The sequence below is a fragment of the Jejudonia soesokkakensis genome (assembly GCF_042664795.1).
GTDB classification, from domain to species: Bacteria; Bacteroidota; Bacteroidia; order Flavobacteriales; family Flavobacteriaceae; genus Jejudonia; species Jejudonia soesokkakensis.
Genome location: NZ_JBHTBN010000004.1, coordinates 189,636 through 204,387, shown reverse-complemented (window position 1 = coordinate 204,387; position 14,752 = coordinate 189,636). Strand labels below are relative to the sequence as shown.

12 protein-coding genes are annotated in these 14,752 nt (G+C 36.2%); 4 read left to right on the top strand and 8 right to left on the bottom strand.

Annotation, left to right across the window (positions count from 1 at the left end):
- Positions 1–63 precede the first annotated feature (63 nt).
- The 3 genes from ACFQO1_RS09420 to pyrH all read right to left on the bottom strand — a co-directional run bounded on the left by ACFQO1_RS09420 (position 64) and on the right by pyrH (position 2,787).
- Complete coding sequence (locus ACFQO1_RS09420; protein ID WP_380217776.1) at positions 64–1,335, bottom strand: DUF5686 family protein; 1,272 nt, start codon at positions 1,333–1,335, stop codon at positions 64–66.
- Positions 1,336–1,413: 78 nt separating this feature from the next.
- On the bottom strand, positions 1,414–1,968 hold the full coding sequence (gene frr / locus ACFQO1_RS09415) for a ribosome recycling factor (protein ID WP_380217775.1): 555 nt from the start codon (positions 1,966–1,968) through the stop codon (positions 1,414–1,416).
- 111 nt (positions 1,969–2,079) lie between these two features.
- Positions 2,080–2,787, bottom strand: a complete 708-nt coding sequence (gene pyrH, locus ACFQO1_RS09410) for a UMP kinase (RefSeq protein WP_380217774.1) — start codon at positions 2,785–2,787, stop codon at positions 2,080–2,082.
- A 152-nt stretch (positions 2,788–2,939) separates the two neighbouring features.
- On the opposite strand from pyrH, the gene ACFQO1_RS09405 reads away from it, so the two are divergent.
- Genes ACFQO1_RS09405 through ACFQO1_RS09390 form a run of 4 tightly spaced genes read left to right on the top strand, consistent with a single transcriptional unit; the run spans position 2,940 to position 8,036 of the window.
- On the top strand, positions 2,940–3,623 hold the full coding sequence (locus ACFQO1_RS09405) for a TetR/AcrR family transcriptional regulator (RefSeq protein WP_380217773.1): 684 nt from the start codon (positions 2,940–2,942) through the stop codon (positions 3,621–3,623).
- Positions 3,620–5,272 carry a peptidase domain-containing ABC transporter gene (locus ACFQO1_RS09400; RefSeq protein WP_380217771.1) on the top strand — a complete coding sequence of 551 codons (1,653 nt, stop codon included), beginning with the start codon at positions 3,620–3,622 and terminating at the stop codon, positions 5,270–5,272. The genes ACFQO1_RS09405 and ACFQO1_RS09400 overlap by 4 nt, the downstream gene beginning before the upstream one ends.
- Before the next feature lie 2 nt (positions 5,273–5,274).
- Entirely contained in the window at positions 5,275–6,630 is a 1,356-nt protein-coding gene (locus ACFQO1_RS09395; RefSeq protein WP_380217769.1) for an HlyD family secretion protein, read from the top strand.
- Positions 6,627–8,036 carry a TolC family protein gene (locus ACFQO1_RS09390; RefSeq protein ID WP_380217768.1) on the top strand — a complete coding sequence of 470 codons (1,410 nt, stop codon included), beginning with the start codon at positions 6,627–6,629 and terminating at the stop codon, positions 8,034–8,036. The genes ACFQO1_RS09395 and ACFQO1_RS09390 overlap by 4 nt, the downstream gene beginning before the upstream one ends.
- A 69-nt stretch (positions 8,037–8,105) precedes the next feature.
- On the opposite strand, the gene tsf is transcribed toward ACFQO1_RS09390, so the two are convergent.
- The 5 genes from tsf to ACFQO1_RS09365 all read right to left on the bottom strand — a co-directional run bounded on the left by tsf (position 8,106) and on the right by ACFQO1_RS09365 (position 14,730).
- A complete protein-coding gene (gene tsf, locus ACFQO1_RS09385) occupies positions 8,106–9,068 on the bottom strand; it encodes a translation elongation factor Ts (RefSeq protein ID WP_380217767.1) in 963 nt (320 codons plus the stop codon).
- 116 nt (positions 9,069–9,184) lie between these two features.
- Entirely contained in the window at positions 9,185–10,015 is an 831-nt protein-coding gene (gene rpsB / locus ACFQO1_RS09380) for a 30S ribosomal protein S2 (RefSeq protein ID WP_380217765.1), read from the bottom strand.
- A gap of 208 nt (positions 10,016–10,223) precedes the next feature.
- Positions 10,224–10,610, bottom strand: a complete 387-nt coding sequence (gene rpsI / locus ACFQO1_RS09375) for a 30S ribosomal protein S9 (protein WP_380217764.1) — start codon at positions 10,608–10,610, stop codon at positions 10,224–10,226.
- Positions 10,610–11,068 carry a 50S ribosomal protein L13 gene (gene rplM, locus ACFQO1_RS09370; RefSeq protein WP_380217763.1) on the bottom strand — a complete coding sequence of 153 codons (459 nt, stop codon included), beginning with the start codon at positions 11,066–11,068 and terminating at the stop codon, positions 10,610–10,612. Before rplM ends, rpsI begins: the two co-directional genes overlap by 1 nt.
- A 209-nt stretch (positions 11,069–11,277) precedes the next feature.
- Positions 11,278–14,730 (bottom strand): pyruvate carboxylase, encoded by a 3,453-nt coding sequence (locus tag ACFQO1_RS09365; RefSeq protein WP_380217762.1) that lies wholly within the window; start codon positions 14,728–14,730, stop codon positions 11,278–11,280.
- Positions 14,731–14,752: the final 22 nt, after the last annotated feature.

Below are 14,752 nucleotides of genomic sequence, written 5' to 3'. Positions count from 1 at the left end.
AATGAAAACATTAAAATACAAAGGTACAATTATTGAATGGCCTGCCCAGCCATAGAAGTGTTTTTAAACCTTTAAATTGAACGTAAATTTAAAGGAGACATTGTCCTCAAATTCAGGAAGCTCAAAATGGCCGTATCGATACGCAAAACTCAATCCAAAACCAAAAATGAGTTTGTTCAATTCAATTCCCGACTCATTATAGATATGATCCAATGTTTTAAAACCAATTCCCTGATGTTGCTCCGGATTATCCAGATTTCCAATAGCATGTTTCGTTAGAAATACGAGTTCTGGCTTAAATTTATCTGAAAAGTAGAAGCGTCGTAAGCTATGCTTTGCTTGAAACATCACTAATTTATCTGAAAAAAACTCGCCAAAATACATAGTTTCAAAACTGCGGGTTCCCGCAACCGAAAATCGTTGTAAAATAGTTTCTTTGGTAGGTGCATTTGGGTAAGCATGAAACAAATGTGTTAATGGAATGTCTCCGGTAGCAAGCAAACCTTCTACTAAAAAGTTGGTAGAAGATAAATCGGTTCGCTTAATGTAATAGTCTATTTTTAAACCAAACTTATAGTAATCAAAGTCACTACCAAGCACGCCACTGTATCCTTTTGTAATTTGCCCGCTAAACTTTGGGAATCCATCAAAATACTCCACTAAACCATCTTTAGTAGTGAAAAAGTTGGTCTTAGGGCTAATTCTTACCGAAGCAGTTGTTTCAAAAACCTCGTAATTTTCAATGGGTTGCCCGTTATTGATAAACTGATAATTTTCTATTTGGCGTATTTCGCTACGAGATACACGAAACTCTGAAAGAACCTTTTTTGAGAATTCATGTTGAATGTTAACCTGCTCTGTTTTGTGTTTATAAAATTGAGTTACATTTACTAGACGAGGTTCAAAAACTGAATACACTCTGGCATCAGTTAGATAATTAAAAGAGCCTATTTCTCTAATATCATCAATATAATACCCATTAATCCAAGTATTTGTTTCTTCATTAATCCGATACGCTCCTCCTACACTATACTTAAATCCTTTATCTTTAAAACCGTACGCCATATAACCTCCAATCCTGAAACTTTCAGAAAGCTTTTCATTTGTAATTCCACCAATTCCCAGTCGAAATCCTTCATAATTATTTAATTTAATAATGTACTTGAGGTCTATATCGAAAAATCCTATTGGATAAAATCCAGATTTAAAGGGGCTTTCCTTTTTCTCTTCTCGTGTCGCGGTAGAATCTTTTGCGACCTGTATAGCTGGTTCCTGTGCATATAGAGAAGTTCCTATTATACATAATAAGAGAATAAAGAAAACCTGTTTTTGCATATTGTATAAATGGGAAAAACGTAAATGTAAAAAGAAAGCGGCATAGTAGCCGCTTAATTATATATTGTTTAACGGTTGTTACACCGTCATGATCTCTTTTTCTTTTGAGGCTAGAAGTTCATCAATTTTTTTAATATGATTGTCTGTCATAGTCTGAACATCAATTTCTAGATTAGCTTTCATATCTTCACTAATATCTAGATCCTTAATTTCATTGTTTGCGTTTTTACGGTCGTTACGAACTCCAATTTTTGCTTCTTCTGCTTCAGCTTTGGCTTGTTTAGCTAATTGCATACGCCGCTCTTCTGTTAGTGGTGGCACGTTAATAATTACACTTTCACCATTATTCATTGGGTTAAACCCTAAATTAGCTAGGTTGATTCCTTTTTCAATTTCAGGGATGAGTCCTTTTTCCCATGGTTGGATTGAAATCGTCATACCGTCTGGAGTACTCACATTAGCTACCTGACTAAGAGGTGTAGGACTGCCATAATATTCTACCATGACACTTCCTACCATAGAAGGTGATGCTTTTCCAGCTCTAATGTTTATAAATGCTTTTTCAAGATGCTTAATGGCTTTCCCCATCGCTTCCTTCGTACTGTCGATAATAAATTTAATTTCTTCTTCCATGTTTCTTACCCGAGAAGTCGGGTGGCTTTTTCTATTTTTCTGAATGATTCAAAAATCAGTCCAATTCAAAAATAAGAATTTTTTTTCTTCTGAAAAGAATGTATTTTCAAGTTACAAATTTACTTTTGTGCCAATCGATTCGCCTGAAACTACTTTCATTAAATTTCCTTTTTTATTCATATCAAACACAATGATAGGCAACTCATTTTCTTGACTTAGTGTAAAGGCTGTCGTGTCCATTACCTTTAGACCCTTACTTAGAACGTCATCAAAGGATATAAAATCAAATTTAATAGCATCCCTGTTTTTTTCGGGATCACTAGAATAGATTCCGTCAACACGAGTTCCTTTTAAAATAACATCGGCACTAATTTCAATCGCGCGTAAAACTGCTGCAGAATCTGTTGTGAAGTAAGGATTTCCGGTACCTCCACCAAAAATTACGACACGACCTTTTTCAAGATGACGCATGGCTTTGCGGCGGATAAATGGTTCGGCAACTTCGTTAATTTTTATTGCACTTTGTAAGCGCGTAGGCACGCCTTCATCTTCCAATGCACTTTGCAAAGCAAGACCATTGATAACAGTTGCAAGCATTCCCATATGGTCTCCTTGAACGCGATCCATTCCACGGCTGGCTCCTGCAACCCCTCTAAATATGTTTCCACCACCTATTACAATGGCAACTTCAACACCTTTTTCAATAATTTGTTTAATCTCTTGAGCATATTCTTGAAGTCTTTCGGGATCAATTCCGTATTGACGTTTTCCCATAAGGGCTTCTCCAGAAAGTTTTAATAGGATTCGATTGTATTGCATGGTAGCGGGTTTGGTTTACAAAAATAGCTAAAAAATGTAAAGGATTATCAGATTATAAAAATCCCTTTAAATATTAAATAAATTATAAATATTAGTATTACTATTGATTAATGATAGTATTACTATTATATTTGCGCTTAAAACTAATATTTATGCATGATTTATTGGGAAATTTTCAGATCAAGGTCAATGAAAAAACATATGTCAAAGATCCGGAGACCTCTATTCTTGGAAAGCGAATTGTAGAGCACAGCATTCAGCTAATCGATGAAATAGGGTTTGAGGCGTTTACCTTTAAAAAACTAGGTGCCAGAATATCATCCAATGAAAGCTCGGTGTATCGTTATTTTGAAAATAAACACAAGCTATTATTATACTTAACCTCGTGGTATTGGGCTTGGGTAGAATATCAAATTGTTTTAAATACATATAGTCTTTCAGATCCTTCAGAAAAGCTAAAAAAAATAATATCCATTATTACCGAAAAAATTAAAAACGATTCAAATTTTACACACATTAGTGAAATGCTTTTGAATAAAATTATTATTAATGAATATTCAAAATCGTTTTTAACGAAGGAGGTAGACGAGGAAAACAAAGAAGGATATTTTTCAATTTATAAAAATCTTATCAATCGAATAAAAAAAGCTATCGCAGAATACGATAGCTCGTATCCGTATCCAGCATCCTTAGCCAGCACATTGGTCGAAGGATCGCTACACCAGCATTTTCTTACCGACCATTTCCCATCGATGACAGATTGTGTTGGAAAAACTACCCCTACAGATTTTTATTCTCATTTACTATTTAGTACTCTAAATAATCACAATCAATGAAAAAAGAAATGACACCGTGGCAACGCTTTATCCACCTATTGGAACTTGACAAAAGAGACATAAAGCAAATTTTCTACTACGCAATTTTTGCAGGAGTTGTCGCACTTACACTTCCCCTAGGAATTCAAGCCATCATCAATTTGATACAAGGTGCACAAGTTTCAACGTCATGGATAGTCCTAGTCGTATTGGTAACACTAGGGGTTGCTTTTCAAGGTATTTTACAATTAATGCAAATTAGAATTCTTGAAAATATTCAGCAAAAGATATTTACACGTTCCTCTTTTGAGTTTGCCTATCGATTCCCTAAAATAAGATGGGATGAACTTCGTAATTATTATCCTCCAGAATTAGCCAACAGATTTTTTGACACACTAACTGTTCAAAAAGGATTGTCAAAAATATTATTAGATTTCCCAGCGGCAATTTTACAGATTCTTTTTGGATTGATTCTACTTTCTCTTTACCACCCCTTCTTTATCATATATGGATTGTTATTAGTTATTTTAGTTTACGTGGTTTTTAATTTTACGGCAAGAAAAGGGCTTGCAACCAGTTTAAATGAATCAAAAAAGAAATATGCTGTAGCACATTGGATCCAAGAAGTGGCAAGATCTATTACAAGTTTTAAGCTATCTGGAAGAACATCCCTTGCTATGGACCGCAATAATAAATTAACCGAACAATATCTTGAGGCACGGGAAGGACACTTTAAAGTGTTAATGGTTCAGTTTATCCAAATGATTGGCTTTAAGGTTTTAGTAACAGCTGGCCTGCTTCTTATAGGGGGTTTACTCGTTTTAAACCAGGAAATGAATATTGGTCAGTTTGTTGCCGCAGAGATTATCATTCTATTGGTAATAAGCTCTGTAGAAAAACTCGTAACTGGTTTGGAAAGTTTTTATGATGTACTTACTTCTTTAGAAAAAATAGGACAGGTTGTGGATAAAAATCTTGAAAATCAAGAAGGAACTGATCCTTTTTCTTCTGAAAGCCCTACAACTCTATTAATAGATAATGTTTCTTATCAAACCTCTCTGGGCCAAAATATTCTTGACGAGATATCTTTAGAATTAAAGAGTACTGATCGGGTTTTTATAGATGGGCCTCCAGGATCTGGAAAGACTACTTTATTAAGATTATTATCTGGACAAGAATCTCCAGCTTCAGGCGGAATATATATTAATAATCATAGTTTTCAGGGAATGCGAATCAACTCTTACAGATCGCAGGTTGGACAAGTACTTCCTAACCAGATGCCATTTGAAGGCACTATCTATGAAAATATAACCTTCGGAAACACCTCAATTTCAATGGATCATGTTCATCAAATAATTAAGGATGTTGGTCTTGAAGATTTTATACGCAAGCAACCAAAAGGTATCAATAGCTTTATACTTTCACAAGGTCAAAAAATACCCCATACTGTATCAAAAAGAATTTTATTAGCAAGGGCTATAGTCCATAACCCCAAAATTCTTTTACTTAAAGATGCTATTGAATATTTCGACGAACAAAATGCAACACAGCTCATGGAATATTTAACGCATAAAGACAGGCCATGGCTTCTTATTGTTACAAGTCGTAATAAAAACTGGAAACAGTTTTGTACGAAATACATTCAAATCTCTAAAGGAAAAATAGTTTAAGTATGCTCAACATATCTCATAATCAATTGAATAAAAAAGTGGCTCTTGATGAGTACTCTGCGTACACAAAAGCTCATAAGGTAAAATACTTTGTTTATTTTAATCGGTTTTTGTTTGCCTTTGCCGTTATAGGAGTAGTCATCTTATTTCTACCTTGGACTCAAACAGTTTCAGGAAAAGGCTATGTAACTACTTTAACTCCCGAACAGCGCCCGCAAACCATTCAATCAACAATACCAGGACGTATTGAGCAATGGTTTGTTAGAGAAGGAGCTTTTGTTGAGAAAGGAGACACAATTCTATTTGTTTCAGAAATAAAAAATGAATATCAAGATCCTAAACTACTTGAAAGGACCCTTGCCCAACGTGATGCAAAAAACAATGCAGCGTTATCTTATAAAGACAAAGTGAGGTCTTTAGAAAATCAAATCTATGCTATTCAAAATGAAATGGTTCTTAAAACTGAGCAAGCAAAAAACAAATTGCAACAAGCACGCTATAAAGTTCAAAGTGACAGTATTGATTTAGTAGCAGCAAAGACCAACCTTGAAATTGCAAAAAAGCAGTATGACCGTACAGTTACTCTTCAGGAAGAAGGACTTAAATCGGTTGCTGAAGTCGAAGATAAAAGGTTAAAAGTGCAGGAAACGGAGGCAAAATTGATAAGTCAAGACAATAAATTATTGATGAGCAGAAATATGTTTATCAATGCGCAACTGGATATTAACAGAACTGCTGCAGAATATGCTGAAAAAATAAGCAAAGCACAAAGCGATAAATTTACGGCAAGTTCTGCACAATTTGACACAGAAGCACAAGTTTCAAAATTAGAAAATGAATCGAGCAATTATGAAATTCGTGATAAAATGAGATACATTCTTGCCCCCCAAAATGGTTATATAAATAAAGCATTACGAGCAGGTATTGGTGAGACATTTAAGGAAGGTGAACAGCTGGTAAGCATTATGCCATCAGATTACGATTTAGCTATTGAAACTTATGTATCCCCCATAGATATGCCGTTAATACATGTTGGAGAAGATGTTCGGGTACAATTTGATGGGTGGCCCGCTATTGTATTTAGTGGATGGCCAGATGCATCCTTTGGAACCTATGCAGGCAAGGTGGTAGCGGTAGAAAATTTTATAAGTTCCAATGGAAAATTTAGAGTACTCATTGCTCCAAATCCAGACAAAGAGCTTTGGCCTAAAAATGTGAGTATTGGCTCTGGTGCAAGAACCATATCACTCCTTAAAGATGTTCCAATATGGTATGAGTTATGGAGAAAACTGAATGGGTTCCCTCCAGATTATTATCTACCTACAGCTAATTCTAATTCAAAATCTGAAAAAAAATGAATCGTATCATTTTTTACCTAACCATAGTTATTGCTTTATTAACAACTACTTTAAATGCTCAGGAAACGAATCAAACGCTTTCCTTTGAAGAATTTCTAGGCTTTGTAAAACAACATCATCCACTAACGAAACAAGCTAATCTGGTTTTGAAAAGTGGGGAAGCAAACTTGTTGCGAGCAAGGGGTGGATTTGACCCTACGATTGAAGTAGATTATGATAGAAAAAAATTTAAAAATACCGAATACTTCGATCAACTAAATACTACATTTAAAGTACCAACTTGGTATGGTGTAGAGTTTAAAGCAAATTTTGAAGAAAACACGGGTCAATTTTTAGACCCTAGTCTTACGGTACCAGAAGGCGGACTATATAGTGCGGGCGTTTCATTTTCTCTAGCTCAAGGATTACTGATTAATGAACGAATGGCTTCGCTGAAAAAAGCTAAATTTTTTAATCAGCAGTCCCAGGCAGATCGAGATTTATTAATTAATAATCTACTTTTTGAAGCAAGTAAAGCTTATTTTGAATGGTTAGAAGCTTTCAATACACAAAAGGTATATACCAATTTTCTTACCAATGCTACGTCTCGTCTTAATGCGGTAAAACGAAGTGTAGAAGAAGGTGATAAAGCCACTATTGATATAACTGAAGCTAGTATTACAGTTCAGAATAGAGCTCTGGAGCTCGAAGCTGCTTCTTTAACTGCCAGAAAAGCTAAACTTAAGGTAAGCAATTATTTATGGGTTAATGATATTCCATTGCTTTTAGAAGATGAAGTATTACCAATAATGCCTGAATTAGCACTTGTAGAAAATATATTGACATGGAATCAAAATGAAGATACAGAAGCACTATTAAATGATCATCCCAAAATGATAAGCATGAATGCAAAGATTGAAGGCTTAGAAGTAGACCGAAAATTAAAATTGAATAAACTACTTCCAAATGTCGATCTTCAATATAATTTTCTTTCCCAAGAATATGATCAATTGGATAGTTTTAATACCGAAAATTACAAGGCATTTTTAAACATTCGTTTTCCACTCTTTTTACGTAAAGAACGTGGAGAGGTACAACTTGCAAATTACAAGTTACAAGATGCTCAATTTGAAAGAAATGCTACTAGGTTAACCATTGTCAATAAAATTGAAGCTATTAAGACAGAAATTAGCTCTTTACGTATTCAAAATACCATGATAAATAATATTGTGATCGATTATCAAACACTCGTAAAAGCAGAAGAAAGAAAATTCTTTTTAGGAGAAGGTTCGCTATTTTTAATAATATCGAGAGAGCAAAAATTAATTGATGCGCAATTAAAAGAAATTGCACTTACTACCAAACAGCTGCAAGCAGCAGCCGACCTGTTTAATACACTTGGTACTTCTGGGTTGGAAGTAAACTAAATGCAACTAAAAAAAATCCGCTTTCAGCAAGCTGAAAGCGGATTGTATCTATTTAGCAATAGAATTAAATTAAGCTAAAGAAACTCTTTTAAATCCTACAACTTCAACATTTTGATCTGCTACATACTGGGCAACACTCTTTTTGTCGTCCATGATATAGTTCTGGTCTAAGAGACACTGTTCTTGATCTAAGGTTGTATTGTCGCTAATAAAACGCTCCATTTTTCCTGGAAGAATTCTATCCCAGATCTGTTCTGGTTTCCCTTCAGCTTTCAATTCAGCTTTTGCAGCTTCTTCAGCCTTTGCAAGAACATCATCCGTTAACTGGGCTCTTGAGATATATTGAGGAACATTTTTAAGGGTTTTTCCTAAACGTCCTAATTCGATATTATCTTTTTCAATTACTGCAATACGAGCTTCAGTTTCATTCGCAACATATTCAGAAGAGAAATCTTTATAAGACAATGTCGTTGCTCCCATAGAAGCTACTTGCATTGAAACATTCTTTCCTACTTCTTCTGCATTGTCAATTGCTTTAGAAAGACCTGTAAGTGCACCGATTTTATTTCCGTGAATATATGAACCTACAAAGGGAGCTTCTAAGGTTTCAAAACCACCAATTTCAATCTTCTCACCAATCACGCCTGTTTGTTCGATTAGTTTTTCTTCAACAGTCATTCCATCAAAATCTGCAGCCAATAATTCTTCTTTAGAATTGACATTAATTGCAATGTCTGCAATTTTTTGCGCCATTTCTTTATACGAATCGTTCTTTGCAACGAAATCTGTCTCACAGTTAAGTGAAACTAATACTCCTCTTGTACTATCGTCATTTAATTTTGCAACAACAGCTCCTTCACTAGAATCTCTGTCGGCTCTTTTTTCTGCAATTTTTTGTCCTTTTTTTCTAAGGATTTCGATTGCTTTATCCATATTACCTTCTGCTTCAACAAGGGCCTTTTTACAGTCCATCATTCCTGCTCCGGTTTTTTTACGTAAATTATTTACTTCTGCGGCAGTTACTTTTACCATCACTTATACATTTTATTTTAATTGCGGCTGGCAAGCCAACCGCATTCCTATTAGTATTTAATTTCTTGAATTGTACGATTTAGTTTACTTTAAACAGTACATTAATTAAAAAGAGACTACTCTTCTTCCTTCTTAGCATCAGATGAAGCTGCTGCAGCTCTCTTACGAGGTGCTTTTTTTGCAGAAGCATCTTTCTTCCCAGAGTCTTTCTTCTTTGCTTTTGGAGCATCATCGCTACCCTCTTTTCCTGATTTTCTTTCCTGAAGTCCTTCAATTACAGCTTCAGAAACTGAAGACATAATTTTTTCGATTGACTTAGAAGCATCATCATTTGAAGGGATCACATAGTCAATCTCTCTTGGATCACTATTCGTGTCTACCATTGCAAAAATTGGAATGTTTAGCTTTTGAGCTTCAGCAACTGCAATATGCTCTCGTGTAGTATCAACGATAAACAAAGCACCAGGCAGTCTACTCATTTCACTGATAGATCCTAGGTTCTTTTCCAGTTTCGCACGAAGACGATCCACTTGTAAACGTTCTTTCTTAGAAAGTGTATTAAAAGTTCCATCTTGCTTCATACGGTCGATAGAAGCCATTTTTTTAACCGCTTTTCTAATGGTTACAAAGTTGGTAAGCATTCCACCAGGCCATCTTTCTGTAATGTAGGGCATGTTGGCATTACCTGCTTTTTCTGCAACTATTTCTTTTGCTTGTTTTTTAGTAGCAACGAAAAGGATTTTTCGTCCACTCGCTGCAATTTTCTTAAGAGCCTCGTTAGCCTCTGCAAGTTTTGCAGTCGTTTTATAAAGATTGATAATGTGGATTCCATTTCGCTCCATATATATATATGGGGCCATGTTTGGATTCCATTTTCTGGTCAAGTGACCAAAGTGTACACCTGCGTCAAGTAATTCCTTAACTTCTGTGTTTGTTGAATTTGCCATTTTGTTTTTAGTTTACGTTCTGTAAAAAAGGATAGCAATCTGCTCGAGTTACGAGTATGATTTAGATGCTAAACTAATTGTCCCGCCCGGCAGAGCGGGACTAACAGCTTATTAATAATTGTATTTATATGAACTTTTATTTCAGAAATTATTTCTGAAAAATTTTTCAATGAGATTCCTCGCTGTAGCTCGGAATGACAATTGAATATTAACGTTTCGAGAATTGGAATTTCTTACGAGCTTTCTTCTGACCGAATTTCTTACGTTCTACCATTCTTGGGTCTCTGGTAAGTAATCCTTCAGGCTTCAAAATACCTCTGTTCTCATCGTTTAATGTACACATCGCACGAGATAATCCTAAACGGATAGCCTCTGCCTGACCTGTAACTCCACCTCCAAATACATTTACAGAAATATCAAACGTTTTCTCGTTGTCTGTAAGCATCAAAGGCTGCTTTACTTTATACTGTAAAGTAGAAGTGGTGAAATAGTTTTCCAAATCACGCTTATTGATGGTGATTTTTCCTTTTCCTTCTTTAAGATAAACACGCGCAACAGCGGTTTTTCTTCGTCCAATTTTGTGAATAGTCTCCATTATTTAGTTGCGGTATTAAGGTTAATACTTTTAGGTTTTTGAGCTTCCTGACCGTGATTTGCATCAGCATACACTTTTAGGTTTCTAAAAAGTTCTGCTCCTAATTTATTTTTAGGTAACATTCCTTTTACGGCTTTTTCAATCACCCTTGCTGGATTCTTTCCTTTTAATTCTGTGGCAGTTAAACTACGTTGTCCACCAGGATATCCTGTGTGTCTAATGTAGGTTTTGTCTTCCCACTTGTTTCCTGTTAATTGGACGTTCGCTGCGTTAATGATAATCACGTTGTCTCCACAATCTACATGAGGTGTAAAGCTTGGCTTGTGTTTACCGCGAAGTAACTTTGCTACTTCACTCGCAAGACGACCCAATGAGTGCCCGTCCGCATCTACTAATAACCACTCTTTTGTAACGGTAGCTTTATTAGCAGATACTGTTTTGTAACTTAATGTATCCATTATAGTTTTTTGTCTAATTGTTATTAAATAAGTTTCTTCCCTATTTTAGGGACGGCAAAAGTACTATTATTTATTTGATAGACAAGGGGTGTAGAATAAATTTTTATTGATTCTAAAAGCAGATTTTATTCTTTTACAAGTTTCTTTCTAACTATTTTAGTTTCAGAAGTTATTTAAAGAACAGTTGACGTTATATTACCTTCTTTTTGTTACTCCACCGTTACCACTAAATCACCTTTCATGACCATCGTACCAGGTTTCAACGAAAGTGTTTTTATTTTTCCACCTGCATTCGCCGTTACCGTGCTTTCCATTTTCATCGCTTCAATAATGTACAACGGATCGTTCTTCGCTATTTCTTGACCTTTCTTAACCAACACCTTATAGAGCATTCCCTGTAAGGGTGCACCGTATTGATTATCATCTCCAGGATCTGCCTGCATATGCACTTCCTTCTCAACTTTAATCGAAGTATCTTTAATTTCTACAAAACGGTTCTCACCATTAACACTAAAGAAAACCAATCTGTATCCTTCATCATTCGGAATTCCAACAGACAACAACTTAACAATAATTGTCTTTCCCGGTTGCAATTCAATCATAATTTCTTCCCGCAATTTCATTCCGTAGAAAAAATTTTCAGTAGGTAAAATAGCGATATTTCCATATAATTTATATTTCTCGTGGGCCTCTTCAAACACACGCGGATATAAACTATAACTCAGGAAATCCTCAAATTCAATTTCCCGTGAAAAGCCTTTTTGGTATTTCTTTCTGAAAGCTTTAAACTCCGCATCAAAATCAATTGGCACTAAATGTGCATTGGGTCTGTCCGTGTATGGTTTCGCATTTTTTAAAATAATTTTCTGAAGCTTCTTCGGGAATCCTCCCAAAGGCTGACCCAGATCTCCTTTAAAGAAATTGATTACCGACTCTGGAAATGAAACCGTTTCTCCTCGTTCTATGACATCGGCTGGAGTGAGATCATTGGTCACCATAAAAATCGCCATATCGCCCACAACCTTCGAACTTGGGGTTACTTTTACTAAATTTCCAAACATCGTATTGACCGCTTCATACATTTTTTTTACCTCATCAAAACGATCGCCTAACCCTAAGGCTTCAGATTGCGGACGTAAATTCGAATACTGTCCTCCCGGAATTTCATGATCATAGACCTCGGCTGTTCCGGCTTTTAAGCCACTTTCAAACGGATAATACTTTTCTCGAACATCTTCCCAATAATTTGAAAACTCGTTGAGCTTTTTCATATCAAATTCATGATGCCGCGGTTGCTGTTTCATCATCTCAACCACACTGTTAAAGTTAGGTTGTGACGTAAGTCCGGATAGACCTCCTAAGGCGACATCCACTACATCTACTCCTGCTTCGATCGCTTTTAGATAGGTGGCCGACTGGATAGAAGAGGTGTCGTGGGTATGTAGATGTAAAGGCAGCTTAACAGCATCTTTTAAAGCACCTATGAGTTCGGTAGCTGCATAGGGTTTCAAGAGTCCCGCCATATCTTTGATACAAATAATATGCGCACCGGCATTTTCTAAATCCTTTGCAAGTTGTGTATAATATTGTAACGTGTATTTTGTTTCTGAAGGGTCTAAAATATCGCCTGTATAGCTTATTGCAGCTTCGGCAAGACCTTCCGTTTTTGTACGTACATATTCAATACTTGGTGCCATGGCTTTCACCCAGTTTAAGGAATCAAATATTCTAAAAACATCTATTCCATTGTCCCAAGACGTTTCGATAAATTTTTCGATAAGATTGTCAGGGTACGCTTTATACCCTACTCCGTTAGAACCTCTTAGCAACATCTGAAACAACACATTGGGCATCAGTTTGCGAAGTTCTCTTAAGCGTGTCCACGGACTTTCATTTAAAAACCGCATACAGACATCGAACGTAGCGCCACCCCACATTTCGACACTAAAAATATTCGGGTGATTTTTCGCATAACTTTCAGCCACAGCCAGCATATCATAACTGCGCATACGCGTAGCCAATAAAGACTGGTGCGCGTCCCGAATCGTCGTATCAGTATAGTGTATCTTTTTTTCGTTTTTAAGCCATGCTGAAAATGTATCGGGTCCTAATTCGGTTAAGAGATCTTTTGTTCCCTTCGGAAAGGGTCCCAAAGCATTGAAACTTGGAATTTGTGGTACCCGAAACTTCTTCGATTCATCCACAAACTTTACATCAGGATTACCGTTTACAATTACTTCTCCCAAATAACGTGTAATCTTTGAAGTTCGATCCTGAGATACAGGAATTTCGAAAAGAGAAGGTGTATTGGCAATAAAATTAACCGAAGCTTTTCCTTCTTTAAATTCCTCATGCTGAATCACATTCTGAAGAAAATGAATATTCGTTTTTACACCACGAATCCTAAACTCCTTCAATGCCCGAGCCATTTTACGAACAGCACCATCTAATGTCCTTCCGTGGGCCGAAACCTTAACCAGCATACTGTCAAAAAACGGACTTACACTATACGACTGATAAATACTTCCCGCATCCAAGCGAATGCCCATTCCGGCAGCAGAACGATAGGTGGTGATTGTTCCGTAGTCGGGTGTAAAATTATTAGCAGGATCTTCGGTAGTTAATCGGCATTGTAAGGCAAAGCCATAGGTCTGTAGTGAACTTTGATCATAAATTTTGATCTGTTTGTCATCTAGTTTGTATCCCCCTGCAACAAAGATCTGTGTTTTTATGAGGTCAATTCCTGTGACCATTTCGGTAACTGTGTGTTCTACTTGGATGCGCGGATTTACTTCAATAAAGAAAACAGTATCTTCTTTATCAACTAGAAACTCTACAGTTCCTACATTGTTATAATTAACTTCCTGAGCGATGGAAACTGCATATTTATAAAGGGATTCTTTTACTTTTTGGGATACATTAAACGACGGTGCCACTTCAACTACTTTCTGGTGACGACGTTGTACGGAGCAATCGCGTTCATATAAATGTCGAATGTTTCCGTGGTTATCTGCCACAATCTGAACTTCTAGATGCTTCGGGTCTTCCACATATTTCTCCAGAAACATCGTGTCATCACCAAATGCATTGAGCGACTCACTTCGCGCTGAGTCAAAGTTGTTTTTAAGTTCCTCATCATTTCGTACAATACGCATGCCTCTTCCACCTCCGCCAGAAGCCGCTTTAAGCATAAGAGGATAGCCAATAGTTGATGCTTCAGAAAGTGCAATCTTTAAAGAGGTGAGTTTTTTAGTGTTGCTTTCAATAATAGGCACGTTGCACTTTTTTGCAATGTTCTTTGCCATGATCTTATCTCCTAAAGCATCCATGACACTAGGATCGGGTCCTATAAAGATGATCCCATTAGCAGCACATTTTCTGGCAAATTCAGAATTTTCAGAAAGAAAACCATACCCTGGATGGATGGCATCTACATTCTTGGATTTTGCTAAAGCGATAATCGCATCGCCGTCCAAATAAGGTTTTAACGGTTGATCATTCAGGCCAATTTGATACGCTTCGTCTGCTTTGTAGCGGTGTTGTGAGTAGCGATCTTCATAGGAATATATGGCTACTGTCTTTAAATTAATCTCTGTACATGCTCTAAATACACGTATGGCGATTTCACTTCGGTTGGCTACAAGTATCTTTTTTATTTTCATGACAGTAGATAATTAAACGTTG

What these genes read in the sequence shown, in the direction of transcription:
- ACFQO1_RS09420 (WP_380217776.1), bottom strand. Translation starts at nt 1,335, where the DNA reads ATGCAAAAACAGGTTTTCTTTATTCTCTTATTATGTATAATAGGAACT.
- frr (WP_380217775.1), bottom strand. Translation starts at nt 1,968, where the DNA reads ATGGAAGAAGAAATTAAATTTATTATCGACAGTACGAAGGAAGCGATG.
- pyrH (WP_380217774.1), bottom strand. Translation starts at nt 2,787, where the DNA reads ATGCAATACAATCGAATCCTATTAAAACTTTCTGGAGAAGCCCTTATG.
- ACFQO1_RS09405 (WP_380217773.1), top strand. Translation starts at nt 2,940, where the DNA reads ATGCATGATTTATTGGGAAATTTTCAGATCAAGGTCAATGAAAAAACA.
- ACFQO1_RS09400 (WP_380217771.1), top strand. Translation starts at nt 3,620, where the DNA reads ATGAAAAAAGAAATGACACCGTGGCAACGCTTTATCCACCTATTGGAA.
- ACFQO1_RS09395 (WP_380217769.1), top strand. Translation starts at nt 5,275, where the DNA reads ATGCTCAACATATCTCATAATCAATTGAATAAAAAAGTGGCTCTTGAT.
- ACFQO1_RS09390 (WP_380217768.1), top strand. Translation starts at nt 6,627, where the DNA reads ATGAATCGTATCATTTTTTACCTAACCATAGTTATTGCTTTATTAACA.
- tsf (WP_380217767.1), bottom strand. Translation starts at nt 9,068, where the DNA reads ATGGTAAAAGTAACTGCCGCAGAAGTAAATAATTTACGTAAAAAAACC.
- rpsB (WP_380217765.1), bottom strand. Translation starts at nt 10,015, where the DNA reads ATGGCAAATTCAACAAACACAGAAGTTAAGGAATTACTTGACGCAGGT.
- rpsI (WP_380217764.1), bottom strand. Translation starts at nt 10,610, where the DNA reads ATGGAGACTATTCACAAAATTGGACGAAGAAAAACCGCTGTTGCGCGT.
- rplM (WP_380217763.1), bottom strand. Translation starts at nt 11,068, where the DNA reads ATGGATACATTAAGTTACAAAACAGTATCTGCTAATAAAGCTACCGTT.
- ACFQO1_RS09365 (WP_380217762.1), bottom strand. Translation starts at nt 14,730, where the DNA reads ATGAAAATAAAAAAGATACTTGTAGCCAACCGAAGTGAAATCGCCATA.